The sequence below is a fragment of the Enterobacter cancerogenus genome (assembly GCF_019047785.1).
In the GTDB taxonomy this organism is placed as follows: domain Bacteria; phylum Pseudomonadota; class Gammaproteobacteria; order Enterobacterales; family Enterobacteriaceae; genus Enterobacter; species Enterobacter cancerogenus.
Genome location: NZ_CP077290.1, coordinates 296,273 through 322,698, shown reverse-complemented (window position 1 = coordinate 322,698; position 26,426 = coordinate 296,273). Strand labels below are relative to the sequence as shown.

The window sequence follows — 26,426 nt, the reverse complement described above, 5'->3', positions numbered from 1 at the left end:
CTCCACGATTATTCGCAGGTAAGCAGTACCACTAAACATCCTGTTTCTGATGTCAAATCCAGAGTGTCTTGCAGAAGGCGGCTTTCGCCGGTAAACAGATCCCGGTAACGCTTTCCGGCCAGCTCGGCTGGCAGGGCTACCGTCGTGTTGGTCCACAGTTTTTCATTTGCGGTGACGTTAAAGACCAGACGCGGCACGGCAACAATCAGCGCCTCGCCGTCCTTAACGCGGGCATAGGCAATCAGGTTCTCTTCGCGCTCGCCGGTCACCTTGAGCGGCAGCCAGTCGCCGTAGCGGAACAGCGCTGAATAGTGCGGTCTGAGGCGCAGCAGCGTGGCGGTGACATACTGCTTCACGCGGCCATCTTGCCAGCACTGCTCATGGTCAAATACGCTTGCATCCAGGGTGCTGAGATCCTGTACCAGCGTCGCGAAGTCCGGCTCGCGTCGGTTGTCCGGGTCGACAAGGCTGAAGTTAAGCGCTTCGCTGCCCTGGTAGATATCGGGTACGCCTGGTGCGGTCAGTTTGATCGCCGTCTGGCTCAGGCTGTTCATCAGGCCAGCGCGAATAAACGGCTGCAGGGTTTCACTGAAATCATGCAGGAACACAGTGTTATCCGGCGAGAGGAGATGCCGGACGTAATCCATCACCACGTTCTCATAGCTCTCGTTGCTGTCGATCCAGTCGGTGCGCTGTTTGGCCTCGCGCAGCGCTTTTTCGATAAAGCCCAGGAAGCGCGTTTCGAGCGATTTAAGGCCGTCGTGGTCATCCGGAGAGAGCGTGGCGGGCCACACCCCCGCCAGCGCCTGATAGATCATCCAGGTATCCGCGGCGTTCGGCGCGGTGCCGTCATTGAGGAAACGCACCTGGGTCTGGTTCATCTTTCGCCAGCGCGCCAGGTTTTCTCCCCACTGCTCAGGCGCTTCCGTCAGGGTGTAAAGACGCGCCCGCGTATCTTCCCCACGCTTGGTATCGTGGGTTGAGGTGCCAAGCAGCGCATCGGGCTGACGGGCCAGACGGATGCGCATTTCCTGATGAAAACGCGATATCGAGAAAGTGCGAGGCGTGGGATCGGCCCCCACCTCGTTCAGGGCAAGCTCCAGGTTGTTCCTGAAGAACAGCGTGTCTTCGACGGATTTCGCCATCAGCGGGCCGGTCAGCTGCTGGAAACGGGTTCTGAACAGCGTGGCGGAATCGCGGTCGCGCTCCGGGAGGTCGCCGGTAAGAATGTGCACAATCAGACTCAGCGCAGGTTCCGAAGTGTTAACGCTGGCAACCACGCGATTAAGCAGCACGACATCGCTCGGCGTTAAGCCCTCTGCGGTGCCGTAGGTACGGTAGACAGGAAACGCGATCAGCAGCTCGCGCAGGGCATGGCGGATCTCCTCAACCGGGATCTCCGCGCCATTGTGCTGTGCAAGCTCCGTTGCGATGGTAAGCAGCGTGGTGAATTCGCCTTCGAAATTGCGATCGGTCATCAGACCTTTGGCATCCCGCAATTCTGCGTATCGATCAACCGTCGTGCCCAGCGTCTCTTCGTGGATTTTCTCCAGCCGCTCAAGGCTGTTGTCATCCACCAGCACCTCCGCCAGCGAGGCGATAAACTCGTACCCGGTGGTGCCCGATACCGGCCAGTCAGCGGGCAGTTGTTCACCTTTCGCCAGTATTTTCTCCACCGTGATGTAGCAGTCTGGCCCGGTCGCCTCACGCAGACGGTTGAGATACCCCAGCGGGTCTGCAAGACCGTCGATATGGTCAATGCGCAGGCCATCAACGATACCGGCGTGAACCAGCTCAAGGATCAGACGATGCGTGTCGTCAAACACCGCGTCATCTTCCACCCTGACACCCACCAGCCCCGTTATCTCAAAGAAGCGTCGCCATGAGAGCTGTTTGGGTGCCTCGCGCCAGGACATCAGTCGCCAGCTCTGCGCCTCGTGCAGCTCTGCAATGCTCTTATCTTCAGAGAAGGTGCCGGGGTTAAGCGGATATACCGCATCGTAATACACCAGCGACGCCTTATCGGTGACACTGTCACGCTGTAAGGTGATGGCACCCTTCTCCAGTTCGGCCTCAAAGGTGTCGCCCAAGAACGGCAGCGTGAGCGGGCGCGACCAGTCGATATCAAAGTAGTGCGCATAGCGGCTCTGGCTGCCATGTTCGATCACGTCTCGCCACCAGAGGTTTTCCAGCGAGGTCGACATGTGGTTGGGGACGATATCAAGAATCAGCCCCATGCCCGCCTGTTTCAGCGCGGCCGCCATGCGGTCAAAGCCTTCTCGTCCGCCAATGGCCGGATCGATCTCGTTGGGATCGGTCACGTCATAGCCGTGCGTCGAGCCGGACGTCGCCGTAAATATCGGTGAGGCGTACAGGTGGCTAATGCCGAGGTCTTTAAAATAGGGCACCAGTTCGACAACGCGATCGAAGGTCATGCCATTGCGAAACTGAATACGGTACGTGGCGGCAGGGATCATAACGATGCTTCTCCTTCAGCAAAGCGGACAACGACGCTGTACGGGGGCAACGCGTCGCCCGGTTCAGGCCAGGCAAACAGCGTTTCGCCGGGAAGATCGGGCAATGCAGCGGACGTCTCTGCAATATTCAGCGCCAGAGAAAGCGTCCCGGACGGGAAGCGCCAGCTTACCGCCACCATGCCGGGAGCCGTCTGCACCACGGTGCCCTCAACGGTACCGCCCTGGCGAAGTAACGGCACGATATGAGCATGGCGCAGGGTAAGCAGGTGGCGCGTAAAGCGTAGCCACGTCTTGCCCTCATCCGTCGCCACGTTATTCCAGTTGATTTTTGAGCGAATAAAGGTGTTCAGATCGTTCGGATCCGGGACGGTCTCATCATGTCCCGAGTGGCCAGAAAACTCTTTGGCGCGCCCTTCCCGCACGGCTTTCGCCAGGTCGCCATTGAAGTCGGTGAAAAACAAAAACGGATGGGTTTCGCCAAACTCTTCGCCCATAAACAGCAGCGGAATATGCGGTGAAAGCAACAGCGCGGCCAGCAGAACGCGGGTTTTTTCCGGCCCTGCCAGGGTGATAAGCCGCTCTCCCTGTGCGCGGTTGCCGGTTTGATCGTGGTTTTGAATAAAATCGACGAAGAACTGCGGCGGCTGGCTGCGGCAATCTACGCCGCGCGGTTCGCCGGTCTGGAGAGATACCTCGCCCTGGTAGACAAACCCTTCCGCCAGCGCGCGGGCGAATTTTTCCTCAGGCCGATCCGCAAAGTCCTGATAGTAGGCATGCGTTTCGCCGGTCGCAAAAACGTGGGCGGCATTGTGAAAATCATCGTTCCACTCGGCGGTAAAGCGTGGCGTTTCGCCTTGCGCATCCCGGGGATGCAGAAAAATCACGTTGCGGCTGTCTTCGGTGGTGAGATGAATATGCCGGTCAGGAATCACCTCCCGAATGCGGTCGGCAATCTCTTCCAGTACAGGGGTTTCAGACGGGTCGTGGATCTGGTCAATGGCATCAAAGCGTAAACCGTCCAGATGATATTCAGTCAGCCAGTAAAGCGGCGCGTCGACAATGTATCGCCTGACCGCCTCGGTCTGGTAGGCAATACCGTTGCCCCACGGCGTCATGCGCTCCGGGTCGAAAAAGGCGTGCGACAGCAAAGGCAGGTAGTTACCTTCGGGGCCGAAGTGGTTAAGGACGATATCCAGCACTACCGACAACCCCAGCCCGTGCGCGGCATCGATAAAGGCGTGGAAGTCTTCCGGCGTGCCGTAGGCCGAGTGCGGCGCATACAGTAAAACGCCGTCGTATCCCCAGCCGCGCGCACCGCCAAACTGCGAGACGGGCATCACTTCAAGCTGCGTAACACCCAGTTCAACCAGGTAAGGCAGTTTATCAATCGCCGCAAGGAACGTGCCCTGCGGGGTAAAGGTGCCGATATGAAGTTCGTAAATCACCGTCTCTTCCCACGGGCGTCCTTTCCAGTCAGGGTGAGCGTGAGGATAACGCCCCGAATCGATGACAATGGAAGGTCCGTTAACATCCCCTTTCTGGGCTCGCGAAGCGGGATCGGGAATGGCCATGCCGTCCTGCAAAACAAACTGATACTCTGTCCCGTGCTTCACATCCGGTACGTCGACCTGGAACCAGCCATGCCCTGTCGCCACCATGGGAATATCGGTTTCCGTAAGACGCAGCGTGAGATCCTGTTGTCCTTCAGCCCAGACGCGAAAACGTACGACGTCAGAGGAGATGAACTCAGCGCCCCAGCGTGTGTGAAATGTCCTGAATTCCATTTATTGTCCTCGATTGACCCTAATTTACGCCCAACGAAGTACAAGCTTAGTTCAGGAATGAAAGAGTGTTACGGCGGGCGTACGTTAACCGCCCAAACTGCGGGGTTTAGGCTTTTTGGCGAGGGAATATAGATTTATCTGATTTTCCGCGTTTTGCTCGTCCAGGTCGCATTTCCGGCTACGCTTGAAATTCATCACTAAGGAGGCCGATATGACGACAGGAACTAACCCCACTTTGCATTACCCTCGCCCGCCATTTGTGGAACAGCCACAGCAGGCCCCCGGACTGGCATCAGAAATGAAGCCTATTCCGGATCATGGTGAAACCAGCTATATCGGTTCAGGCAAACTGGAAGGTAAAAAAGCCCTCATCACCGGCGGTGACTCTGGTATCGGGCGCGCGGTGGCTATCGCCTATGCGCGTGAAGGTGCTGACGTCGCGATTGGCTACCTTCCTGAGGAAGAGTCCGACGCAGCGTCGGTGATTGCCCTGATTCAGGCAGAGGGTCGTAAAGCCGTCGCCATTCCGGGCGATATTCGCGTTGAGTCGTTCTGCGATACGCTGGTTGAAAAGGCCGTGGCGGAGCTGGGCGGGCTGGATATTCTGGTCAATAACGCAGGCCGTCAGCAGTACTGTGAATCGATTGAAGATCTCACCACCGCCGATTTTGACGCGACGTTCAAGACTAACGTTTACGCGCCGTTCTGGATCACCAAAGCCGCGCTGCGTCATCTAAAAGAGGGGGCGGTTATCATCAATACCTCTTCCGTTCAGGCCTTCAAACCGAGTGAGATTCTGGTGGATTATGCCCAGACCAAAGCCTGCAACGTGGCGTTTACTAAGTCTCTCGCTAAGCAGCTTGGGCCGCGCGGTATTCGGGTAAACGCCGTGGCGCCGGGTCCGTACTGGACACCCCTGCAGTCGAGCGGCGGCCAGCCTCAGTCTAAGGTTCAGTCTTTCGGCAAAGACACGCCGCTGGGGAGACCGGGCCAGCCTGTTGAAATCGCCCCGCTGTATGTCCTTTTTGCCTCGGATACCTGCTCCTATGCCTCTGGCCAGGTCTGGTGTTCGGACGGCGGCACGGGCGTAGCGTAATTACGCCTGAGCAAGCGTGGTTAAGAATTTCTTCAGCACTTCAGAGCGAATGAAACGGTGACAAATCAGCGTCAGTTCGCTCTCTTTAATGCGATCGAGGATATCGATATAGACCACGTTTTCAACGCGTAACGTCCTGGCTGATGCGGGAAGCAAGGCGATACCAAACCCCGCGGACACAAGGCTCACCACGGTAGGCACATCGCTCGCCTGTTGAACCACGCTGGGTTGGATCCCTGCTCCGGCACAGACATCATTGAAATACTGCTCCAGCCCCATGCCCTGCGGATCGCGCAGGGCAATCCATTTCTCCCCTTTAAGCGATGCCAGCGTCAGCGCAGCGGACGTTGCCAGCGGATGTTCGCTGTACAACGCCAGAATGCTTTTTTCCCCGGCAAAATGAATGCTCTGCAAATCGTCAGGAAGCGCGGGCAGCGGCGCGCGGACAATCGCCACGTCCAGATCGTTACGCTGAATTGAGGCATAAAGGTTCTGCACATTTCCGGTCGTCATGGAAAGCGTGACGTTAGGCCACCGCGCATGAAAATGACGAAGCACGGCAGGCAGTTTCGCCTCGAACATCGCGCTGGAGACGCACCCCAGGTTCAGTATGCCCTGCTCGCCTCTGGCGGTTTGCCTGGCATCCAGAATGGCCTGTTCTGTCATGGCGATGGCCAGCCTAGCTTTGGTCAGAAAGGCCTCCCCGGCGGGCGTAAGCGTCAGCCGCCGGTTAGCCCGGCTAAAGAGCGTGACGCCCAGTTGCGTCTCAAGGGACTTAATCTGCTGGCTGAGCGCCGGTTGCGCCATGTTCAGGCGTTCTGCGGCCCGGTGCATGTGCAGCTCTTCAGCCACCGTAATGAAATGACGCATCAAACGAAATTGCATAAAGCCACCCCGCAAACCAATCGATAATGAATTTCATATCAAAATAGCAGTAATGATGCAATTGATAGAGATTATTAATCCCCTGACAATGGAGGCATTCACTCAAGGGAGGACAGTATGGAAAAGCCAGTCAACGATCTCAGAAGCGCCATCGCATTACTGCAACGCCACGAGGGGCAATATATTGAAACCGACCATCCGGTTGACCCCAACGCCGAACTGGCGGGCATCTATCGCCACATTGGCGCAGGCGGCACGGTAAAACGCCCTACGCGCATTGGCCCGGCAATGATGTTCAACAGCATCAAGGGCTACCCGGATTCCCGCATTCTGGTGGGGATGCATGCCAGCCGGGAAAGAGCGGCGCTGCTGTTAGGGTGTGAACCCTCCGAACTGGCGAAACACGTAGGCCAGGCGGTAAAAAAACCGATTGCCCCGGTCGTCGTCCCGGCAGCCCAGGCACCGTGTCAGGAGCAGGTATTTTACGCTGACGATCCTGATTTCGATCTCCGCAAGCTGCTGCCTGCGCCCACCAACACGCCGATTGATGCCGGTCCGTTTTTCTGCCTTGGGCTGGTGCTGGCAAGCGATCCGGAAGACGCTTCGCTGACCGACGTGACCATTCACCGTCTTTGCGTGCAGGAGCGCGATGAGCTTTCGATGTTCCTTGCCGCCGGGCGACACATTGAGGTCTTTCGTCAGAAAGCCGAAGCGGCCGGTAAGCCGTTGCCGGTCACCATCAATATGGGGCTGGATCCGGCTATCTATATTGGCGCGTGCTTTGAGGCACCGACCACGCCGTTTGGCTATAACGAACTGGGCGTGGCGGGCGCGTTACGCCAACATCCGGTTGAGCTGGTCCAGGGCGTGTCCGTTAATGCAAAAGCCATTGCTCGCGCCGAGATCATCATTGAAGGCGAACTGTTGCCGGGCGTGCGCGTCAGGGAAGATCAGCATACCCATACCGGCCATGCGATGCCGGAATTCCCCGGCTACTGCGGTGAAGCGAATCCCTCCCTGCCGGTCATCAAGGTTAAAGCAGTGACCATGCGCCATCAGGCCATCCTGCAAACGCTGGTCGGCCCCGGGGAAGAACATACCACGCTTGCCGGTCTGCCTACCGAAGCCAGCATCCGTAACGCCGTGGAAGAGGCCATTCCGGGCTTTCTGCAAAACGTCTATGCGCACACCGCGGGCGGCGGGAAATTCCTCGGTATTTTACAGGTGAAAAAACGTCAGCCCTCGGACGAGGGGCGTCAGGGTCAGGCGGCGCTGATCGCGTTAGCCACCTACTCTGAGCTTAAAAATATTATTCTCGTGGATGAGGACGTGGATATTTTCGACAGCGATGACATTCTGTGGGCCATGACGACCCGGATGCAGGGCGACGTCAGCATCACTCATCTGCCCGGCATTCGCGGACACCAGCTGGATCCGTCTCAGACCCCCGACTACAGCACCTCGATCCGTGGCAACGGCATTACCTGCAAGACGATATTTGACTGCACGGTCCCCTGGGCGCTGAAATCCCGGTTCGAGCGTGCACCGTTTATGGAGGTTGATCCGCGCCCATGGGCGCCCGATCTGTTTAAATCCTGACAGCCCTCTTTCTTCACCCCGGATGGGGTGAAGAAACGCACGCGAAAATTGCTGCTTTCCCGCCTTTCTTGTACCCTTCTCTTCGTTGCTTTCCCCCACACTTTTTAAGACATCCGGACGCGCTATGACTGCACACGTTTCGAAAGACCCTCTCCACGGCGTAACCCTGGAAATGCAGGTAACCGCGCTGGTTGCGCGCTACGGCTGGAACGAATTAGGCAATCGAATCAAAATTAACTGTTTCAGAAAAGATCCCAGCATAAAATCGAGCTTAAAATTCCTGAGGCGTACCCCGTGGGCGCGCGCCGAAGTGGAAGCGCTGTATCTGGACTCACTCAATGACGATGACGTTGAACCACAGCCTGAGCCAGCCTTTAATCCCTGGGCCAACAGCCGGATCACGAAGAGCTAATACATCCATGACACAACATGTAAAACGGATTGGTGCGCTGGTGGGTTGTGCACTTTTACTTGTTAGTTGCGCCTCAAAACCACCGAAATCACTGGTTACCCCACTCCCGTCGGCGAATAAACCGACGCCACGGACTCATGAACCGATGCGCGGGATCTGGCTGGCGACGGTCTCCCGACTTGACTGGCCGCCGGTATCGTCGGTAAACACCCTCAATGCCGATCAGCGCGTTGCACAGCAAAAACGGGCGCTGACGGATAAGCTCGACAAGCTCCACACCCTCGGCATTAACACCGTCTTTTTCCAGGTGAAGCCCGACAGCACCGCGCTCTGGTCATCTAAAATCCTGCCATGGTCAGACACCCTGACAGGGAAAATTGGCGAATACCCCGGCTACGATCCACTGCAGTTTATGCTGGACGAAGCCCATAAGCGCGGTATGAAAGTTCACGCCTGGTTCAATCCTTACCGGGTATCCACCAACGTAAAACCGTCAACCGTTGCCGAACTCAACCGCACCGCATCGCTGCACCCTTCCAGCGTCTACGTGCAGCACCCCGAGTGGGTACGCGTTTCCGGCGATCGGTTCGTGCTCGACCCCGGCATTCCTGAGGTCAGGGACTGGATAACCCAGGTGGTGTCCGAGGTGGTCGCGCACTATGCCATCGACGGCGTGCAGTTTGATGATTACTTTTATACCGAAACGCCCGGCTCAACCCTGAATGACGCGCAGACTTACCGGCAGTATGGTCAGGGATTCAGTTCGAAAGCAGACTGGCGTCGTCACAACACCCATCAGCTTATCGTTCAGGTCTCCAGAGCCATTAAGCAGCTTAAGCCGGACGTTGAGTTTGGCGTAAGCCCGGCAGGCGTGTGGCGCAACCGTTCGTACGACCCGGCAGGGTCCGACACGCGCGGGGCGGCGGCTTATGATGAGTCCTACGCTGACACGCGTCAGTGGGTGCAGCAAGGTCTGCTGGACTACATTGCGCCGCAGATCTACTGGCCATTCTCGCGGGATGCGGCGCGCTATGACGTGCTGACAAAGTGGTGGGCCGACGTCGTAAAACCGACCCATACTCGCCTGTATATCGGCGTTGCGTTCTATAAGGTGGGCGCACCGTCCAAAAAAGAGCCAGACTGGACGGTGAATGGCGGCGTGCCGGAGCTGAAAAAACAGCTCGATTTGAACGATTCGCTGCCTAACGTTAACGGCACCATTCTGTTCCGCGAAGACTATCTCAATCAGCCTCAGACGCAGGACGCGGTGACGTACCTCAGGGGCCGCTGGGGACGTTAAGACAAAAATTAAGCTAAAAAAGGCAGGCAGAAACGTCCTGTTTCTGCCTGAGTTGATTAGGGTTTAGGCCCGAACATCGCCTCCAGCTGTTTCTCGTCCGGCATTCCTACCACCTGCTGTAGCTCGTTATCGGCGTTGAGATAATAAATCGCGGGCGTGGCATTCGCCCCGAGGCTGTCCATTAACTGCTGATGCTGCTGTAACAGCGCAACGGTCTCACGCGACGCCTTGCCCTCGTTTTTCGGTAATTTTTTGCCACCGGAAAGCTCATACTCTTTCCAGGCGTTGACCGGGTCCCTGGCATTGAGGATCAGGGACGCGTTACGCCCGCTTTGAGGGTTGAGAAACGCAACCAGCAGCGTATTCAGCTGAACCTTATCCGCCTTCACCCACGGCTGCGCGGCAGACCAGAAGGCTTTGCAGTAAGGACAGAACGGATCGGCGAACACGAATACTTTGCGCGGCGCGGTATCCGCCCCCTCTTTCAACGGCTGCGCGGCGTTCAGCTTCTTCCACATCTCCCGGCCCAGCGGGGCGTAGATCTCTTTCTGGAAATAGTCCTCGCTGAGGTTTTTGCCCTTCTCATCATACAGATAACCGGAAATCACGTGCCTGCCGTCGGGCGTTAAAAAGAGGGTCACGCCCATATCCTGATATTGCCCAAGCCAGGCCGGTGCCCCGCCGGGGGCATCGATTTTCTTGATGATCGTAATGTTTTGCTGCTCGCTGAAGTGCTTAACCACCTCCGGCACGGCCTCAGCGGCCTGCGCAAGGCCGGATGCCATCAGCAGTGAAAGTAACAGTCGTTTTTTCATTTTCCTCTCCGGAGTGCGTCGCTGACGATTTCATCGAATTGTTCATAGGGAACCCAGCCAGGCAACAGGACATCACCGATGAGCGTTGCGGGCGTGCCCTGAATACCGAGTTTTTCTGCGATCAACAGGCTGCGTTTGATCGTAACCAGGCTTTCGTCATCCGGGGTCGTGATGTTGACCCCCGCCCGTTTCTGGGCCTCCTGAATACTGGCGTTGTCGTGGTAACCCTTTTTCGCCATCAGAGTATCGTTAAATTTCATAAATTGCCCGGGATGGCTGCGCCAGAGGGTTAAGGCGTCACGTGCCGCCGTAACGGAACTCTCAGCGCGGTATGGCAGAAACTTATACACCACTGCCACCTCCGGATGTTTTTCTACAATCTTTTCCAGATAAGGATCGAATTTTTTGCAGTAGGGGCAGTTGTAGTCGGTGAACACCACCAGCGTCAGCTGGGGTTTAGTAGCCCCGATGCGCGGGGAATTCGGATCGTTAAACAAGAAGTCAAAGACGATCTTCTGCGCGCGCTGCTCCTGCGCCTGCTCCGGCGTAAGCGCATCTGCGGCCATCGCCTGAACGGAGGTAAAAAGCAGCAGCAGTGTAATCATTAATTTTTTCATCATGTTAACCTTTGGCGTTATTCAGCGTGGCGATCAGGTCGCGTTTATCGAGCAGCGGCGAGAGGATCACGCCGTCGGGCTTGCCGGGGCCGGAAACCTCGTTGAACGGGATGGCGTAGCGGTTTCGTCTGGCGAGGAAATCGGCAATCAGCGGCGAAGGCTTGCTCCAGTCACCGCGCAGGGCCACCACGTCCGGCTCACTCAGGGCGGCAATCACCTCAGGCTGATTTAATACCCGATGTTCGTTGACCTTGCAGGTCACGCACCAGTCGGCGGAAATGTCCACGAACACGCGTTTCCCCTGCGCCAGCGCGCGCTGAATAGCCTCCTCGGTTAAGGGTTGCCACGGGATCGCTGCTCTACTGGCCTCGCTCCGGGAAGCAGGCTCAGCGAGCACCAGCCCACGCAGCTGGTAGCCGCCAAAGACTGCCAGCGACATCACCACCAACCAGAAGATCGGCGCGTTTTTTTGCCCAATTCGGGCGTAAATCACGATCGCTACCACGATCATGGCAAGCATGATGACGTGGCTTATAACGTTACCTAAATGCTGCTGGAGCAGCGTCGCCAGCCAGAGACTGGACGCCAGCATCATCGCCCCGAGAATGATCTTGAGCGTATTCATCCAGCGACCCGGATGTGGCAGCAGCATGGCGGTTTTCGGGATCAGCGCGACAAACAGCCAGGGCAAGCTCATCCCCACGCCAAGCATCAGGAAGATCAGCCACAGCGTCGGCAGGGGTGACGCCAGCGCAAAGGCCACGGCGGTCCCCAGGAATGGCGCGGAGCACGGCGTGGCGAGCAGCGTGGCGAACACGCCCTCACAAAAACTGCCCGTTAAGCCTGAGCCACCCGCCGTTGCCAGCCGACCGGCTGCGGCAGAAGGCAGCAGCATTTCAAACGCGCCAAACAAATTCATCGCAAAAATGAATGTCACCGCGACCATCAGGCCGATAAACCAGGGATTCTGGAACTGAATGCCCCATCCGAGCGATGCGCCTGTCAGCTTAAGGGCCGTCACCATCGCGGCCAGCAGCGCAAAGGAGGTCAGAATACCGGCGGTCGTCGCCAGGAAACGTACCCTGATCTTGCGCCTGTCGGAGCCAGCGTGCAGCACGCTGCTCAGCTTCATCCCCATAACCGGCAGTACGCAGGGCATCAGGTTCAGGATCACCCCGCCGAGCAGTGCAAAGGCCAGCATGCTGAAGAGGTTCGTCGAACGGCCCTGAGCGGCGGGTTCCGCGCCCACGGTCATCACGGTTTCCTGAGCCTTGTCGCCGTTGGTCAGCACAAACGACAGTTTTTTTCCTTCAAGCGTAGCGGGCTTATCTCCCCACTCATCGGTCACCGGCACCGTGACGCGCAGCTGATTGCCGGTGTGCTTAATCACCGGCTCGCCGGGCAGGATATCGCCCTCCAGCGGGTCAAAGTAGATCCCGGGATTATGCCACTCGCCGTCCGTCGTGCCCGTCACCACCAGTTTGTCACCGGACAGCCAGGCCTCAAGATGGGAAGAAACGCCCGAGTCCCCCGGTATGGCGCGCATGGCATCGTCAAATGCGTCCTGGAACCCCGCATCAACGGGCGCGTTGAAATCCAGGTGCAGCTTGTAGTCCGTCAGCAGACAGACATTGCTACAGGTAGAGAGCGTCAGCGTGCCATCCAGCGTGTCGCTGTTCAGGCCGGTCAGGGTCATCGGGATGACGACCTTATCGTGGAAACCCTGGGTGGTCAGGCCCGAGATGTCAAAGCGCGAGGGAACGGGCCAGTGCCAGGTGTCCTGGACGCCTTTCGGCCAGTTAATTTGCGGGGCAACGCCGCCCTCGCCCGGCGAACGCCAGTAGGTTTTCCAGCCGGGCTGCAGCTCGACGGTAAGTAATGCCACTGTGTCGTGCTGGCGCTTTTCCGCCTGGACGCGAACCCGGGCGTGATCGTTTTGTGGGGAGGTTAACCAGCCTGTATCTGCCGCATGGGCGATGCCAATGCAGGACAGCAACAGGAGGACAAAGCCCCTGAAGACGTTAAACATGTTTTACTCCGTGATTAGTGAAAATTATCGTGTGGTAACGATGTTTTCACTCACGGAAGACGCAGTTTTTGAGGTGTATTCGGGGAGGCGGGGCCTGAACAGGCTGTTCCCGGTAAACCCACGCACGCGCCTGGGTAACCAGGTGCAGCAGCGCGAAGAAAATCACGATGGCGGGCAGCGCGCCGTCGAAGAACAACGGCTGGGCGCACAGCAGGGAGTGCGCGCCAAGCTGACACGGTGATGGGCCAGACTGCTCTGAGTCGGAGGTGTTACCCGCCCCGTCAGTCATCAGTACCGTTTGCGCCTGCTGATCCAGCCCCTGCAAAAAATGGTTGAGATAGACCGCCCGCTGAACCAGGCAAAGCGCCATCGCCAGACAGGTGATTATCAAAAGCCATTTACCGAGAAGCGGACGGTTGCGCATAAGTTTCCATAATGATTGAACGTTTGGATCATAAACGATAGCGATGAATCTACAAGCCCCGGCGTGTAAGGTTTTGTCGGGCGACGCGTTTATGTACGGGTCAGCGCATCATATGCGGCCAGTGAATATCCCCTACGCCGTTCAGCTGAGGACGGGCAAACAAGAACCCCTGGAAACGGCGAATGCCCGCCGATTCGAGCCAGCACCACTCTTCCAGCTTCTCGATGCCTTCCGCCACCAGGGTGATTTCCAGATCGGTGCAGCAGCTGACAATCGATTTCACGATGGCCTGCTTCGGGCCGCTAAGGTGGATATCGCTGACAATCTCGCGGTCGATCTTGAGTTTATCCGGCTGGAATTTCGTCAGCAGTGACAGCCCGGCATACCCGGAGCCAAAATCGTCAATTGCCAGACCAATGCCCTCTGCCCGGAGCTGTTTGATGGCGCTGTTAAACTGGTTGAAACCGGAAATGATCTCGTTTTCTGTCACCTCAATCACCACCTGCTCCGGCTGAAGCCCGTGGATCTTAATTTGATCCACCAGAAATTCGACCGCGCCGGGCACTTTGACGAGTGACATGGGCAGCAGGTTCACGGCGATTTTATGCCCGCCTATTCCCAGCTTTTCCGCCAGCGCAAACGCATAAGCTTTTGTCTGGAGGTCAACTTCGTAGATTTTTTCCGGATCGAGCGTCTGAAAGAAATGTTCCGGGCTGCCGCCGTCGTTGCCGCGTATCAGGGCCTCGAGGGAGCTGATTTTACCTTCGGCAGGCTCCACGATCGGCTGGAGAGCAAACTGGCAGGACTGATCGGCCAGCAGGCCCACGTCGGTGGCAAACGGGGCGCGCTCCCGGGACAGCGTCCATTGGCTGGCATCAAATGTCGTGCCGGGATTTGCCGTCCCTTTTCGGTTGATAAATGACTGGATGAACTTAAAGACCCGGTCCCCGGAGGCGAGATAGCTTTCCAGCTTGCTGTAGTGCAGCACCGACTGGAGAACGTCCTTCGGGGATTGCACCTGCAAATTAAACAGCAACATGCCGACATGCTCGAACCGTCTGCGCGGACCATAGTCACGCATCAGTTCCACAACATCGCAGTGGCGTTTGTCCTCCCGAATCTTGAGGAAAAGCGTAACGACGCTCTCTTCCTTTCCTTCAAGGATTTGCAGAATTTCATGCCCGCTGGAGAGCAAAATGCCGGTGATGTTCAGACCCGTATTGCGGATCTTAGCCTGCTCAACCAGCGTGCCCAACTTAGCGGCATCACAGGATGAATGTAACCGGCTTCGATAAATGAGTGTAGTCAGCACAGCAACGGGTCCCGATAGTTAAGAAACGCTGAAAGCGAAGCTCCAGCATACTGCAAGCGGCTGAACTAATACATATACATAAGTCAGGCAAATGTTTAATGACTTTTCGCCGGCTCGCTCAGCGTATCAATGCGCCCCTGCATATAGCTGTAGAACGGATTAGAGGTGACGCGCATCAGCGCCTCTTTACCCACGCTCAGCACCGAGGTTTCGCCCCACAGCGCAATGGTCCCGAGGCTGATGCCATAGCGGTTCTTCACCTCAGGCTGACGGCCATAGAGATCGTCATCCGGCGGGAACGGCACCGCCACGTGCGACAGCGAGTAGACGTCTTGCGGGTAAGGCAGCGACAGCGCCACGGACGTTTCAGCCGTACGGCCTGCTGGCGTGGTTTTCGCCACGGTATTGAAACTGTGCGGGCCGTCATTCGTGATAACTGTGACAGTGTAACGCCTTACTGCCGGAGGCAGGAGTTCAGAGACGGCGGTCCAGGACGAGGGTCTGAACAACGGACGGAAGCTCGCGGCCTGGTTGATGTCAAACATCACCAGCTCGCTGCCGTTAGCCGGAAGCCGATCGAACAATTCGGTGACCACGGCGCGGGTACTGACCGTGGAATCCATCACCGACTGAAACGCCAGCACGGGCGGCAGTGCATCAAGCCTGTTCTCTTTGCTGTCGCGGGTCAGTTGCTGCTGCAGAGCCTGGGTCAGCAGCCAGGACTGACGCGCGGCGTTAACCGGAAACGAGTTGTATTTATAAGGATTATATTCCGGCGAAATGTTAAGCCAGGCCGCCTTGGCAAAAGCGGGGAGCATTGCCGGTAGCCCGGCTAACCCGGCAAATCGGGCAAACGCGGTCACGCCAATCATCGGCGACAGCAGGACCAGTTGCTGGGGTTTACGAAGCTGCGGGTTGTCCAGCGCGTCGAGGGCGTATTTCATCGCCAGCGCCCCGCCGTTGGAATAGCCCACCAGATGCAGCGGAACATCGCCACCAAGACGGGTAGCTTCACGCACGGCAAGGCGCGTGGCGGCCAGCCACGTCTCCCAGTCCACATTCGTCAGCGCGCCGGGGGCCGTGCCGTGACCGGGCAGACGCGGCACCACCGCCACAAAGCCGTGCTGCTGGTAGCGAATGGCCAGATGCCTGACGCTGTAGGGCGAGTCCGTCAGCCCGTGCAACAGCACGACGGCCCCGCGAGGTTTCCCGGCAGGCATCAGAACCATGGAACGGTTGGCATCAGGGGTGAACTGCCCGGGCCAGACAAGGCTCTGGCGGGCGTAGCGGTTAAGCGGCGTGCGCTCTGTCGCGTCGGTCTTCGACGTTACCTCAGCATCCAGGCTGGCGAAAATGGCCTTTTCGCGGGAGAGGTACTGCGCAAATGTGGCCTTATCCATCTCAGGGGCTGACAGCTCATCGGCGCGCCAGGTATGCCAGAGATGCAGCGCCGGGCCTTGCTGCGAGAGATAAACCCGCACCGCGAGGAGCACAATCAGCACGATCCCCAGCACCATTGCCACTTTTTTTGCAAGAACGATCAGACGCACGCTGACACGCCAGGGCAAATTCGCCATGCCGATATCCCTTTGATAATCACAGTTTTACTATCTTAACAAAAAAGCGAAACGTCTGGAGTATTGATGAGGTGTATGAAATGCGGATGAGAGACAGGAAAAAGCCGGGCATCGCCCGGCTCTGACTTAGTTCAGCGTGTAATCAAGGGTGATTTCCGCTTTCAGCACCTGCGATACCGGGCAGCCGACTTTGGCTTTCTGAATGATGCCGTCAAACTGCTGAGGATCGATGCCAGGCACCGTGACTTTGCTTTTCAGCGCGATTTTGCTGATTGCAAAACCACTGTCGGTCTTGTCGAGCGACACGTTCGCCGTGGTGTCAATGGAATCCGCCGTGTAGCCGCTTTCGCCCAGCATCAGCGACAGCGCCATGGAGAAACAGGCCGCGTGTGCCGCGCCAATCAGCTCTTCCGGGTTAGTGCCCTTTTCCCCTTCGAAACGGGTATTAAAGCCGTAAGGTTGCTGGTTAAGGACGCCGCTCTCTGTGGAAACCGTCCCTTTGCCGCGCTTAATGTCGCCAGACCAGTGTGCTGAACCGTGCTTATGAATCGTCATTCTTGCTCTCCTTTTGGCTTACAAAGAGATAAGTATAGGACGCTATGTGTTTTCTGCAGGAAAGACAGACGAGTCTGACAGGGGTGCCAGATATGCAGCCAGCGCATCAAGGAACACCCGCTGCGCGGCGGGCTGGTAGTCACGCGACTGATAAATACCGAAAATCCCGATCGCTTTGGGCGTGTAGGCGCTCAGCACTGGCACCAGTTGCCCCGTCTGTAAGGCATCTCGCGCCTCACGCTCCGGCAGCATCGCAATGCCGCAGTGGTTAATGGCCGCCTCCATCAGCAGCGACGAAATGCTGGCACTCAGATTGCCGCTTACCGCTGTAGAAACCAGCTCCCCCTGTGGGCTGACAAAGCGCCACGACTGCCCGGCGAAAAAGCTGTAGTGCAGGCAGTTGTGCTGCATCAATTCCTCAAGCTGTTGCGGCGTACCCGCCTCTGCGAGATAACCTGGAGAGGCGCAGAGTACCGAATCGCACTCCCCCAGCCGGCGGGCGATCATGCCTGGCTCAGGATTATCGGTGATGCGGATCGCCACATCGATACGCTCGCCCACCAGGCTTACCGGATGGTTGTTGACGTCCAGCTCAATACGCAGCTGGGGATAACGCGCCAGCAGCCCGGGTAGCACCGGCGAAATAATTTGCATGGCGGTAAAATGCGCGCAGGCCACCCTCAGCGTGCCCGCGGGGGAGTCTTTCGCAGACTGGTCCTCAATCTCCTGGGAAATTTGCGAGAGCGTACGGGTTTTTTGCAGCACTTTTTCACCCGCCGCCGTCAGCGTCAGTTTGCGGGTTGAGCGGTTAACCAGCCGTGTTCCCGCCCATTTTTCCATCTGCTCCAGATAACGACTCACCATCGGACGGGAGATCCCCAGCGCCCGTGCCGCCGCGCTCAGGCTCCCCAGTTCGCAAATGCGGTTATAGACCTGAGCGGCAATAACGCGATCCATCTTATGCTCCATCTGCTCGATTTATGAAACTAAGCATGTCTTGTTTCAGGAATTCTGGCAAATGGTGAAATCCGTACAATAGAGTCTTTCCCGAACAACAGAGACAATATGATGAAGCTCACTCGCCTTGCATTGCTGTGCACCCTCTTCACCCCAGCGGTTTTTGCCGCACCGTTAACCATTGATACTTATAACCCGCAGGAGAAAGGTATTTTCGCGGTCTCCTCGACGCTGGTCTCCGGGCCGACAGAGGCTGTGCTGTTTGACGCACAGTTCAGCGTGAAAGACGGTGAAGCGCTGGTGGAAAAAATCCGCCGCACCGGCAAGACCCTCAACAAGATTGTGATCACCTCCGGCGATCCGGATTTCTACTTCGGCCTGCAGCCGCTGGTCAGCGCTTTCCCGAATGCCAAAGTGGTTGCCACGCAGCAGGTCGTTGATCATATCAACGCCACGAAAGAGGCCAAGCTCGCCTTCTGGGGACCCCAGATGAAAGACGGCGCGCCCGCTAAACTTGTGGTGCCGCAGGTCATTGCCTCAAACACCTTTATGATCGACGGCGAGAAAGTCGATATCGAAGAGCCTGAAAGCTACGCGGCGTACGTGTGGATCCCGTCGGCCAAAACGATTCTGGGCGGCACCGGCGTCTCCTGGGGTATTCACGTCTGGACGGCGGACACGCAAACCAAAGCCAGCCGTCAGCAATGGCAGCAGACGCTGGAGAATATGGCCGCGCATCAGCCAGAGCGCGTGATCCCGGGGCATTATCTCGGTACGCCGCCAGCCAGTACCGGGGCCATAGACTTCACCAAAGCTTATCTGGCCCAGTTTGAGAAAACCCTGGAGGAGCATAAAGACTCCGCAGGCGCGATCGCTGCAATGAAAAAAGTGTACCCCGCGCTTGCAGAAGAGAGTTCGCTTGAGCTGAGCGCCAAAGTGAATACCGGCGAGATGAAATGGTAATGAACTGAATACCTCCTGCTATATTTATTTTTTTATAGCAGGAGGAAATGATGACTTCGTCAGTTCGCGGTATTGACCACATTGGTATTACGGTTCCTGATATTGAACAGGCCACCCTCTTTTTTAAACAGGCATTCGACGCAACGGTTTTATACCACTCGGTTGACCCCGGCAGTGAAAATATTGACCATGACGCGCAGGAAAAAACATTAAGGTTATTTCCCGGCACAAAAATCCGCGCCATCCGTATGCTGGCTATGCCACACGGCCCGGGCGTTGAACTGTTCGAAATGCACGGCCCTGAACAGGGTCACCCCGCCCGCGCCAGCGACTTTGGCCTCCAGCACTTTGCCGTGTATGTGGATGATTTTAAAAAAGCCATCTCCGCCTTCACCGCCGCAGGGGGAGGAATGTTTACCCAACCCAAGCCGCTCACGTTCCCGGCTGAACAGGGCGACGGCAATGCTTTCTGCTATGGCCAGACCCCGTGGGGAAGCGTGGTGGAATTGATCTCCTGGCCCTCTCCGATGCCTTTTGAAAAAACGACAAAATTACGCCGCTGGAAACCCTAAATTTTAATTCTGTGCTATGGAAAATGATATTTTTATTTCCAGGACGAATCTGAGCCACAACGCGAAAAATATTTGTCACTCTGTTTGTGAATTAAGATTTTGCAAGCCGTAACATTAAACAGACAACGACACGGAGGCAGCATGTTTACTTATTATCCGGCACACACCACAGCAGCTCAGCCAGAACTGGTCAACGCAATCGCGCAGGGTCTTCACGCCGAGCACGGTGCTGTTACTGAAGATGACATTTTGATGGAACTGACCCGGTGGGTGGAAGCCACAGACAATGACATCCTCAGTGACATCTACCAGCAGACCATTAACTATGTTGTCAGCGGGCGTAATGCCCCGTTGTAAAAATCTGCTATGCTGGATCTGCAACCTAAGGGGTTACATTTCGTTTGCGAAAGCAAACTTGTCCTTAAAACTATCAACAGGATTGAGGAGTAAATATGAAATCGAACCGTCAGGCACGCCACATTCTGGGGCTGGACTACAAACTCTCTAACCAGCGTAAAGTGGTGATTGAGGGCGACAGCGAGAAGCAAGTCACCCACGCTACCGGCAGAAAACGCCACGCAGGTAAGTAAGTCCCGTTAAGGATCCACAACACCATCGGTCACCCCGGTGGTGTTTTTTTTATGGTTTGCGGTAATTACCATTTACCTCCTTTATAATACCGCCCGACCCCACCCCGCAGCACAGGCCAGAAAGATGACAAACAGCAGTGTCAGGGACGGATCTTCAAAAAAGAGTGAGTGACATGGACAACAAACTGAAAAAACATCGTTCCTTATATATCCCTTATGCCGGACCGGTTTTACTGGAATTCCCCCTGCTGAACAAAGGCAGCGCTTTCAGCATGGAAGAGCGCAGCAGCTTTAACCTGCTCGGTCTGCTTCCGGAAGTGGTAGAAACCATTGAAGAACAGGCGGATCGCGCCTGGATCCAGTACCAGGGTTTCAAAACGGAAATCGACAAACATATCTACCTGCGTAATATCCAGGACACCAACGAAACCCTTTTCTACCGTCTGGTACAGAACCATCTCGAAGAGATGATGCCGGTGATCTACACCCCAACGGTGGGCGCGGCGTGTGAACGCTTCTCCGAGATCTACCGCCGCTCGCGTGGCGTCTTCATCTCCTGGCCGAACCGTCACAATATGGACGACATTCTGCAGAACGTGCCGAACCACAACATCAAAGTGATAGTGGTGACCGACGGCGAACGTATACTGGGCCTTGGGGACCAGGGCATCGGCGGAATGGGGATCCCTATCGGGAAACTCTCGTTATATACCGCCTGCGGGGGCATCAGCCCGGCGTATACCCTGCCAGTCGTACTGGATGTCGGCACGAATAATCAGCAGCTGCTGAGCGACCCGCTGTATATGGGCTGGCGTCATCCGCGCATTACCGATGACGAGTACTATCAGTTTGTTGACGATTTCATTCAGGCCGTGAAGCAACGTTGGCCGGACGTGCTGCTGCAGTTCGAAGACTTTGCGCAGAAAAACGCCATGCCGCTGCTCAACCGCTATCGCGATGAAATCTGCTCGTTCAACGACGACATTCAGGGCACGGCGGCGGTCACCGTCGGCACGCTGATTGCCGCCAGCCGCGCGGCAGGCAGCCAGCTGAGCTATCAAAAAATCGTCTTCCTCGGCGCGGGTTCTGCGGGCTGTGGTATCGCCGAGCAGATCATCGCCCAGACGCAGCGCGAAGGCTTAAGCGAAGAGCTGGCCCGCTCGCGCGTCTTTATGGTCGACCGCTTTGGCCTGTTGACCGACGGCATGCCAAACCTGCTACCGTTCCAGACCAAACTGGTACAGAAAAAAGACGCGCTGAAAAACTGGGATACGGACAATGAAGTGCTCTCCCTGCTGGACGTGGTGCGCAACGTTAAGCCGGATATTTTGATCGGCGTGTCCGGTCAGACGGGTCTCTTCACGGAGGAGATCATTCGCGAGATGCATAAACACTGCGAACGTCCTATCGTCATGCCGCTGTCCAACCCGACGTCCCGCGTGGAGGCCACCCCGCAGGACATCATCGCATGGACCGAAGGCAATGCGCTGGTTGCCACCGGCAGCCCGTTCGAGCCGGTGCTGTGGAAAGACAAACTTTACCCCATCGCCCAGTGCAACAACTCCTATATCTTCCCGGGGATTGGCCTTGGCGTTATCGCCTCTGGCGCGTCGCGCATTACCGACGAGATGCTCATGTCGGCGAGCGAAACGCTGGCGAAGCACTCTCCGCTGGTGAACAACGGCGAAGGTCTGGTTCTGCCGGAGCTGAAGGACATTCAGACGGTGTCACGTGCCATCGCATTCGCGGTAGGCAAAATGGCGCAGCAGCAGGGTGTGGCGGTGAATACCTCTGCCGATGCGCTGCAACAGGCCATCGACGACAATTACTGGAAGCCGGAATACCGCAGCTATCGTCGTACTTCAATTTGATCTGCGCTCCGACCTGGCCCTCTCCCTGTGGGAGAGGATCAGGGCACCCGATCGCAGTGCAGCCTAATCGCCCGGTGGCGCTTCGCTTACCGGGCCTACGGGCCAGGTGTTCTCCCTTCCCCTGTGGCAGAGATCCCCACTAGCCAAACGTGTGTTCCCCCGCTACACTCCTCTCATCCATTAACCAACTGAATATATAAGGAGGCCTGTTATGCTGTACTGTGAAATTTTTAATTTTTCACATACTCTTGGTGATCGTACTTGCTCAGGCGTTATCGATATCGTGCTGCGATAACTTCGGCTTGAGCGAAGACACTACCCCCCTGAATCCCTTCTCTCGGGCTTACTGAGTTATCGTCAGCGATGTTTGACGAGGCATAAACATGCCTGTAACTCCTGGGTAAGCAACAATGAGCACACTCCTCACTGCACAATCTTTACGTGTTGATACGGCGTTTGGCACGCTCTTCGACGCACTCTCCTTTACGCTGAAAAAAGGCGACCGCATTGGTCTGCTGGGCGATAACGGCTGTGGCAAAAGCACGCTTTTGAAGATCCTCGACGGCACGGACTCCCCTGCCGCTGGCAGCGTCTCTCTGGCCGGGCGTTGCCTGGTGGCGCGCATCGAGCAACATCTTCCAGAGAGCCTGTTTCCGCTGACCATGCTGGACGCGGTTCTGGCGCAGCTTGCGCAGAGCGAGCGCGAAAGCCTGCGCTGGAGGGCCGAAACGCTGCTGGCCAGCATGGGCTTCTCTGCGCAGGATATGGCCTTGCAATCCGCCACGCTGAGTGGCGGGCAGCATACCCGCCTGCTGCTGGCGCGGGCGTTGATACGCGAGCCGGACCTGCTGCTCCTGGACGAGCCGAGTAACCATCTCGATCTGCCCACCATGCTGTGGCTTGAACAGTTCCTGCAAAACTGGTCCGGCAGCTTTGTGCTGGTCTCCCACGACAGACAACTGCTGGATGCCGTCACGAACGGCAGCTGGATCCTGCGGGATAAAACGCTCCACCATTTCGCGCTTCCCTGCACCGCCGCGCGTCGGGCGCTGGTAGCAAAAGACGAAAGCGATGCACAGCGTTTTAAGGCGGAACAAAAGGAGATCGACCGCGTCGCCGCCAGCGCTAAACGGCTGGCGACCTGGGGCAAGGTGTACGACAACGAGGATCTGTCCCGTAAAGCGAAACAGATGGAAAAACAGGTCGAGCGGCTGAAAGAGAGCCAGACGGAGGTCACGGCGGGCAGCCAGTGGACCTTGACCCTGCGCGGCGACGCGCTGCGGGCTGACCGTCTGCTGGAGATGGAAAACCTTGAGGTACCGCCTGCACCGGGGCTTCCGGCGCTGTTCAGCGTCGAGGCGGCCAGGCTTAAAAGCGGCGACCGGGTGGCGATTGTGGGACGTAACGGCTGCGGTAAATCATCGCTGATGAAGCTTATCTGGCGGCATTTTCGCGGTGAACTGACGGACGCGAGGCTGAAACTCCATCCCCGCGTCTCGCCAGGTTACTACGACCAGACGCTGCATCAGCTGCCGGACGCGGCATCCCTGCTGGATGCGCTTGAGCCGTTTGCGCCCGATCCCCACAACCGCAAAATGGCGCTCATCAGCGCCGGGTTCCCGTGGGCGCGTCACGGGCAGAAAGTCAGTACGCTGAGCGGCGGCGAGCGTTCTCGCCTGTTGTTCGTTGGCCTGACGCTTGCCCGCTATAGCCTGCTGATGCTGGATGAGCCGACCAACCACCTGGACATGGAAGGCAAAGAGGCGCTTGCCGACACCCTGCAACAGTTTGCAGGCGGCGTGCTGTTAGTCAGCCACGATCGTCAGTTAATCAGTCAAAGCTGCAACCGGTTCTGGCTGATTGAGGACGGTATGCTGACCGAATGGCACGATGCCGACGCGGTGTTTGCGCGTCTGCGTGAAGCGTCGGGTATCGCGCCTCAGGCGGCGTCATCCCGGCCTGCGGAACAGACGCTTTCATCAGCAGACGATCTGCTTGAACGGCTGGTTACGCTGGAGACGCTGCTTGAAGAGGATCTGGCCCGAAAGCCAAAGCATCAAAAGCCGCAGCTACAGGCACAGTGGCGTAAAGAAATTGAGGTGATAGAAGCACAGCTGTAAGTCTGCGCCCGGCGGTAGCCTCGCCGGGCCCATTTTTTACTGCGGGTTTTTCGCTTTCCAGGCATCCCACGCCTGTTTGATCTCCTGCTTCGCGGTGGCGGCATCGTTGAAACCGCTCAGCTCCACCTTTTTACGCCCTTCCGGTAATTGCTTGTAGACCCTGAAAAAGGCCTCAAGGCGCTGTACCTCGATTTTTGGCAGATCGCTTAGCGCGTGAATATCGTCGTAGGTAGGGTCAATTTTGCTCGCCGGTACCGCAACGATTTTGTCATCCTTATCTCCGCCATCCACCATCTTCAGCACGCCAATCGCCCGCAGCTTGATCAGCGTGCCCGGAGCCATTGGCGCACGGGTATAGAAAATGACGTCCAGCGGATCGCCATCCCCCGCCAGAGACTGGGTCAGCGAGCCGTAGTTTGCCGGATAGGCCACAGGCATCGACTGAAAACGATCGGCCACGATAAAGCCGGTTTTAGCGTCGGTTTCATATTTAACGATCCCGCCCGCCGGAATTTCGGTCACGGCGTAGAATTCTTCGGGGGCGTTTTCCGGCTGAGGAAATTCGAGAATATTTTGTGCCTGAACGGAGGCAGACAGAAGAACGCTGATTGCGATAAGTTTTTTCACCAGATGCATTGTCTTTTAACTCTTCGGTTATCAAGAAGACAACACGTTACGTTTGGTACATGACAGAACCATGACGTTTTTTTGGCACTTTTTTGGCCCCCTGATTATGGGTGGATCGCTGTATTCTTAATCTGAAATCGGATGAAAGTATGACAATCTGTTGCGGCCGCCTTGCATTACCGCGCTAAACTCTTAATCCTTAATGGGTATCACACCTGCAATGCAGATGCACATCATGAACAAGGAGAAACAGATGAAAGCTGCTGTCGTAACTCAGGATCATCAGGTAAACGTCACCGAAAAAACCTTACGCCCTCTCAAGCACGGCGAAGCGCTGCTGAAAATGGAATGCTGTGGGGTGTGCCATACCGACCTTCACGTTAAGAACGGTGATTTTGGCGATAAGACCGGCGTCATTCTCGGCCATGAAGGGATTGGTATCGTCAAAGAGATTGGCCCGGGCGTGAACTCGCTTAAGGTTGGCGACCGCGCGAGCGTGGCATGGTTCTTCGAAGGCTGCGGGCACTGCGAATACTGTAACGCCGGCAACGAGACCCTGTGCCGCAGCGTGAAAAATGCCGGTTACTCGGTTGATGGCGGTATGGCAGAAGAGTGCATCGTCACGGCGGATTACGCGGTCAAAGTCCCGGACGGACTGGATTCCGCTGCGGCCAGCAGCATCACCTGCGCGGGCGTCACTACCTATAAAGCCGTAAAAATTTCGACAATCAAACCCGGCCAGTGGATTGCGATTTACGGTCTGGGCGGTCTGGGCAACCTTGCGCTGCAGTACGCTAAAAATGTCTTCAACGCGAAGGTGATCGCCATTGATGTGAATGACGAGCAGCTGAAGCTGGCTGCCAGCATGGGCGCAGACCTGACCATCAACTCGCGTAACGAAGACGCGGCAAAAGTGATTCAGGAGAAAACCGGCGGCGCACATGCTGCGGTGGTGACAGCGGTCGCGAAAGCGGCGTTTAACTCTGCGGTTGACGCCGTGCGTGCCGGTGGCCGCGTGGTGGCCGTTGGCCTGCCGCCAGAAGCGATGAGCCTTGATATTCCTCGCCTGGTGCTCGACGGCATTCAGGTCGTGGGCTCGCTGGTTGGCACCCGTCAGGACCTGGTTGAAGCCTTCCAGTTCGCGGCGGAAGGTAAAGTGGTGCCAAAAGTAACGATGCGTCCGCTGGAAGATATCAATGCCATCTTCAAAGAGATGGAGCAAGGTCAGATCCGTGGCCGTATGGTAATTGATTTACGCGCGTAAGCGTCTGATGCCGGGCGGCGGCCTCGCCTGCCCGGCCTGTTATGAAGATCGTCTGTCGGAAATCCACTCCTGCACTTCAATCTGAAACGTGTCCGGCGCTTTGCGGTACATCTTGCGCGCAAGATCCAGAATCGTGTGGCGCGATAACTCCTCCTCCATCCTCTGCTGCGCGCTGTCCATTACAGAACGCACGCCGCAAGGACCGTCGCACACCCACGCGGGCGGCGTTTCGTCAAACACGGCCAGCCGCTGGCGTACTTCGCGGCACTCAAACATGTTTTTTTCACCATCGATGGCGTGCGCCACATCCAGGACGGAGATCAGCTCTGCGGGCCGCGCCAGCTTAAATCCCCCGCCCTTGCCTTCCGTACTGCTCACCAGCCCGGCGCGCGACAGGCGCGTAAAGATTTTACCGAGATAGTCATAAGGAACGCCCTGCAGGGCCGCCATCTCCCGGACGCTCATCTCTCGCTCGCACCCTTTCGCATCCACCATGCACATCAGGCTGTGAATGCCGTATTCCACACCGGAACTGTAAAACGCCATGATTAACTCCGAAGTCATTTATCCGGGTCATTAT

Annotated in this window: 24 protein-coding genes; 11 read left to right on the top strand and 13 right to left on the bottom strand. The window is 56.9% G+C overall.

What is annotated here, in order from left to right; translation table 11 throughout:
• Positions 1-8: 8 nt before the first annotated feature.
• A complete protein-coding gene (gene treY / locus I6L58_RS01505) occupies positions 9-2,477 on the bottom strand; it encodes a malto-oligosyltrehalose synthase (protein ID WP_088209110.1) in 2,469 nt (822 codons plus the stop codon).
• Positions 2,474-4,261 (bottom strand): malto-oligosyltrehalose trehalohydrolase, encoded by a 1,788-nt coding sequence (gene treZ / locus I6L58_RS01500; RefSeq protein WP_088209111.1) that lies wholly within the window; start codon positions 4,259-4,261, stop codon positions 2,474-2,476. The genes treY and treZ overlap by 4 nt, the downstream gene beginning before the upstream one ends.
• Positions 4,262-4,472: 211 nt before the next feature.
• Here treZ and I6L58_RS01495 point away from each other — a divergent pair, with 211 nt between their 5' ends.
• Positions 4,473-5,357 (top strand): SDR family oxidoreductase, encoded by an 885-nt coding sequence (locus tag I6L58_RS01495; RefSeq protein WP_042319827.1) that lies wholly within the window; start codon positions 4,473-4,475, stop codon positions 5,355-5,357.
• On the opposite strand, the gene I6L58_RS01490 is transcribed toward I6L58_RS01495, so the two are convergent.
• Positions 5,358-6,242 (bottom strand): LysR substrate-binding domain-containing protein, encoded by an 885-nt coding sequence (locus I6L58_RS01490; protein WP_006175323.1) that lies wholly within the window; start codon positions 6,240-6,242, stop codon positions 5,358-5,360.
• 117 nt (positions 6,243-6,359) lie between these two features.
• Here I6L58_RS01490 and I6L58_RS01485 point away from each other — a divergent pair, with 117 nt between their 5' ends.
• The 3 genes from I6L58_RS01485 (at position 6,360) to I6L58_RS01475 (ending at position 9,553) form a co-directional block, all read left to right on the top strand.
• Positions 6,360-7,841, top strand: coding sequence for a UbiD family decarboxylase (locus I6L58_RS01485; protein ID WP_088209112.1), 1,482 nt, complete (start codon positions 6,360-6,362; stop codon positions 7,839-7,841).
• 124 nt (positions 7,842-7,965) lie between these two features.
• Positions 7,966-8,253: a VF530 family protein gene (locus tag I6L58_RS01480; protein ID WP_088209113.1), complete on the top strand. Its 288-nt coding sequence runs from the start codon at positions 7,966-7,968 to the stop codon at positions 8,251-8,253.
• 7 nt (positions 8,254-8,260) lie between these two features.
• Positions 8,261-9,553, top strand: a complete 1,293-nt coding sequence (locus tag I6L58_RS01475; protein ID WP_088209114.1) for a glycoside hydrolase family 10 protein — start codon at positions 8,261-8,263, stop codon at positions 9,551-9,553.
• Positions 9,554-9,609: 56 nt separating this feature from the next.
• On the opposite strand, the gene dsbG is transcribed toward I6L58_RS01475, so the two are convergent.
• From dsbG to I6L58_RS01435, 8 genes are all read right to left on the bottom strand, one after another.
• Positions 9,610-10,368, bottom strand: coding sequence for a thiol:disulfide interchange protein DsbG (dsbG, locus tag I6L58_RS01470; RefSeq protein WP_088209115.1), 759 nt, complete (start codon positions 10,366-10,368; stop codon positions 9,610-9,612).
• Complete coding sequence (locus I6L58_RS01465; RefSeq protein WP_088209198.1) at positions 10,365-10,985, bottom strand: DsbA family protein; 621 nt, start codon at positions 10,983-10,985, stop codon at positions 10,365-10,367. Before I6L58_RS01465 ends, dsbG begins: the two co-directional genes overlap by 4 nt.
• A 4-nt stretch (positions 10,986-10,989) precedes the next feature.
• On the bottom strand, positions 10,990-13,014 hold the full coding sequence (locus I6L58_RS01460) for a protein-disulfide reductase DsbD family protein (protein ID WP_088209116.1): 2,025 nt from the start codon (positions 13,012-13,014) through the stop codon (positions 10,990-10,992).
• Positions 13,015-13,060: 46 nt separating this feature from the next.
• Positions 13,061-13,438: a hypothetical protein gene (locus I6L58_RS01455; protein WP_088209117.1), complete on the bottom strand. Its 378-nt coding sequence runs from the start codon at positions 13,436-13,438 to the stop codon at positions 13,061-13,063.
• A 100-nt stretch (positions 13,439-13,538) separates the two neighbouring features.
• Positions 13,539-14,750: a diguanylate phosphodiesterase gene (locus I6L58_RS01450; RefSeq protein WP_088209118.1), complete on the bottom strand. Its 1,212-nt coding sequence runs from the start codon at positions 14,748-14,750 to the stop codon at positions 13,539-13,541.
• Positions 14,751-14,845: 95 nt separating this feature from the next.
• Complete coding sequence (locus I6L58_RS01445; RefSeq protein ID WP_088209119.1) at positions 14,846-16,327, bottom strand: alpha/beta hydrolase; 1,482 nt, start codon at positions 16,325-16,327, stop codon at positions 14,846-14,848.
• Positions 16,328-16,453: 126 nt separating this feature from the next.
• The gene (locus I6L58_RS01440; protein ID WP_088209120.1) at positions 16,454-16,882 is read right to left on the bottom strand and encodes an OsmC family protein; all 429 of its coding nucleotides are present in this window, start codon (positions 16,880-16,882) and stop codon (positions 16,454-16,456) included.
• 42 nt (positions 16,883-16,924) lie between these two features.
• A complete protein-coding gene (locus I6L58_RS01435; protein WP_254082143.1) occupies positions 16,925-17,839 on the bottom strand; it encodes a LysR family transcriptional regulator in 915 nt (304 codons plus the stop codon).
• Positions 17,840-17,950: 111 nt separating this feature from the next.
• Here I6L58_RS01435 and I6L58_RS01430 point away from each other — a divergent pair, with 111 nt between their 5' ends.
• The 6 genes from I6L58_RS01430 to I6L58_RS01405 all read left to right on the top strand — a co-directional run bounded on the left by I6L58_RS01430 (position 17,951) and on the right by I6L58_RS01405 (position 23,955).
• Complete coding sequence (locus tag I6L58_RS01430) at positions 17,951-18,802, top strand: Vmh family MBL fold metallo-hydrolase (protein WP_088209122.1); 852 nt, start codon at positions 17,951-17,953, stop codon at positions 18,800-18,802.
• Between the two features lie 50 nt (positions 18,803-18,852).
• Positions 18,853-19,374: a VOC family protein gene (locus I6L58_RS01425; RefSeq protein ID WP_088209123.1), complete on the top strand. Its 522-nt coding sequence runs from the start codon at positions 18,853-18,855 to the stop codon at positions 19,372-19,374.
• A gap of 141 nt (positions 19,375-19,515) precedes the next feature.
• Positions 19,516-19,731 (top strand): biofilm-dependent modulation protein, encoded by a 216-nt coding sequence (bdm, locus tag I6L58_RS01420; protein WP_042319838.1) that lies wholly within the window; start codon positions 19,516-19,518, stop codon positions 19,729-19,731.
• 95 nt (positions 19,732-19,826) lie between these two features.
• The gene (sra, locus tag I6L58_RS01415) at positions 19,827-19,964 is read left to right on the top strand and encodes a stationary-phase-induced ribosome-associated protein (RefSeq protein WP_006175351.1); all 138 of its coding nucleotides are present in this window, start codon (positions 19,827-19,829) and stop codon (positions 19,962-19,964) included.
• 173 nt (positions 19,965-20,137) lie between these two features.
• Entirely contained in the window at positions 20,138-21,835 is a 1,698-nt protein-coding gene (locus tag I6L58_RS01410) for an NAD-dependent malic enzyme (RefSeq protein ID WP_088209124.1), read from the top strand.
• 410 nt (positions 21,836-22,245) lie between these two features.
• Positions 22,246-23,955: an ABC-F family ATP-binding cassette domain-containing protein gene (locus I6L58_RS01405; RefSeq protein ID WP_088209125.1), complete on the top strand. Its 1,710-nt coding sequence runs from the start codon at positions 22,246-22,248 to the stop codon at positions 23,953-23,955.
• A gap of 36 nt (positions 23,956-23,991) precedes the next feature.
• Here the strand turns inward: I6L58_RS01405 and I6L58_RS01400 are convergent, their stop codons facing one another.
• Positions 23,992-24,591: an inorganic diphosphatase gene (locus I6L58_RS01400; RefSeq protein ID WP_088209126.1), complete on the bottom strand. Its 600-nt coding sequence runs from the start codon at positions 24,589-24,591 to the stop codon at positions 23,992-23,994.
• A 244-nt stretch (positions 24,592-24,835) separates the two neighbouring features.
• Here I6L58_RS01400 and adhP point away from each other — a divergent pair, with 244 nt between their 5' ends.
• On the top strand, positions 24,836-25,846 hold the full coding sequence (gene adhP, locus I6L58_RS01395; RefSeq protein WP_088209127.1) for an alcohol dehydrogenase AdhP: 1,011 nt from the start codon (positions 24,836-24,838) through the stop codon (positions 25,844-25,846).
• Between the two features lie 39 nt (positions 25,847-25,885).
• Here the strand turns inward: adhP and I6L58_RS01390 are convergent, their stop codons facing one another.
• Complete coding sequence (locus tag I6L58_RS01390) at positions 25,886-26,392, bottom strand: RrF2 family transcriptional regulator (RefSeq protein WP_042320552.1); 507 nt, start codon at positions 26,390-26,392, stop codon at positions 25,886-25,888.
• Positions 26,393-26,426: the final 34 nt, after the last annotated feature.

Excerpts from the sequence above, each read along its gene's own strand:
- I6L58_RS01425 (WP_088209123.1), top strand. The coding sequence starts at position 18,853 with ATGACTTCGTCAGTTCGCGGTATTGACCACATTGGTATTACGGTTCCT.
- bdm (WP_042319838.1), top strand. The coding sequence starts at position 19,516 with ATGTTTACTTATTATCCGGCACACACCACAGCAGCTCAGCCAGAACTG.
- I6L58_RS01475 (WP_088209114.1), top strand. The coding sequence starts at position 8,261 with ATGACACAACATGTAAAACGGATTGGTGCGCTGGTGGGTTGTGCACTT.
- treZ (WP_088209111.1), bottom strand. The coding sequence starts at position 4,261 with ATGGAATTCAGGACATTTCACACACGCTGGGGCGCTGAGTTCATCTCC.
- I6L58_RS01440 (WP_088209120.1), bottom strand. The coding sequence starts at position 16,882 with ATGACGATTCATAAGCACGGTTCAGCACACTGGTCTGGCGACATTAAG.
- I6L58_RS01485 (WP_088209112.1), top strand. The coding sequence starts at position 6,360 with ATGGAAAAGCCAGTCAACGATCTCAGAAGCGCCATCGCATTACTGCAA.
- I6L58_RS01495 (WP_042319827.1), top strand. The coding sequence starts at position 4,473 with ATGACGACAGGAACTAACCCCACTTTGCATTACCCTCGCCCGCCATTT.
- I6L58_RS01480 (WP_088209113.1), top strand. The coding sequence starts at position 7,966 with ATGACTGCACACGTTTCGAAAGACCCTCTCCACGGCGTAACCCTGGAA.
- I6L58_RS01435 (WP_254082143.1), bottom strand. The coding sequence starts at position 17,839 with ATGGATCGCGTTATTGCCGCTCAGGTCTATAACCGCATTTGCGAACTG.
- I6L58_RS01400 (WP_088209126.1), bottom strand. The coding sequence starts at position 24,591 with ATGCATCTGGTGAAAAAACTTATCGCAATCAGCGTTCTTCTGTCTGCC.
- I6L58_RS01460 (WP_088209116.1), bottom strand. The coding sequence starts at position 13,014 with ATGTTTAACGTCTTCAGGGGCTTTGTCCTCCTGTTGCTGTCCTGCATT.
- I6L58_RS01405 (WP_088209125.1), top strand. The coding sequence starts at position 22,246 with ATGAGCACACTCCTCACTGCACAATCTTTACGTGTTGATACGGCGTTT.
- dsbG (WP_088209115.1), bottom strand. The coding sequence starts at position 10,368 with ATGAAAAAACGACTGTTACTTTCACTGCTGATGGCATCCGGCCTTGCG.
- adhP (WP_088209127.1), top strand. The coding sequence starts at position 24,836 with ATGAAAGCTGCTGTCGTAACTCAGGATCATCAGGTAAACGTCACCGAA.
- I6L58_RS01445 (WP_088209119.1), bottom strand. The coding sequence starts at position 16,327 with ATGGCGAATTTGCCCTGGCGTGTCAGCGTGCGTCTGATCGTTCTTGCA.
- I6L58_RS01430 (WP_088209122.1), top strand. The coding sequence starts at position 17,951 with ATGAAGCTCACTCGCCTTGCATTGCTGTGCACCCTCTTCACCCCAGCG.
- I6L58_RS01490 (WP_006175323.1), bottom strand. The coding sequence starts at position 6,242 with ATGCAATTTCGTTTGATGCGTCATTTCATTACGGTGGCTGAAGAGCTG.
- sra (WP_006175351.1), top strand. The coding sequence starts at position 19,827 with ATGAAATCGAACCGTCAGGCACGCCACATTCTGGGGCTGGACTACAAA.
- I6L58_RS01390 (WP_042320552.1), bottom strand. The coding sequence starts at position 26,392 with ATGGCGTTTTACAGTTCCGGTGTGGAATACGGCATTCACAGCCTGATG.
- I6L58_RS01410 (WP_088209124.1), top strand. The coding sequence starts at position 20,138 with ATGGACAACAAACTGAAAAAACATCGTTCCTTATATATCCCTTATGCC.
- I6L58_RS01455 (WP_088209117.1), bottom strand. The coding sequence starts at position 13,438 with ATGCGCAACCGTCCGCTTCTCGGTAAATGGCTTTTGATAATCACCTGT.
- I6L58_RS01465 (WP_088209198.1), bottom strand. The coding sequence starts at position 10,985 with ATGAAAAAATTAATGATTACACTGCTGCTGCTTTTTACCTCCGTTCAG.
- treY (WP_088209110.1), bottom strand. The coding sequence starts at position 2,477 with ATGATCCCTGCCGCCACGTACCGTATTCAGTTTCGCAATGGCATGACC.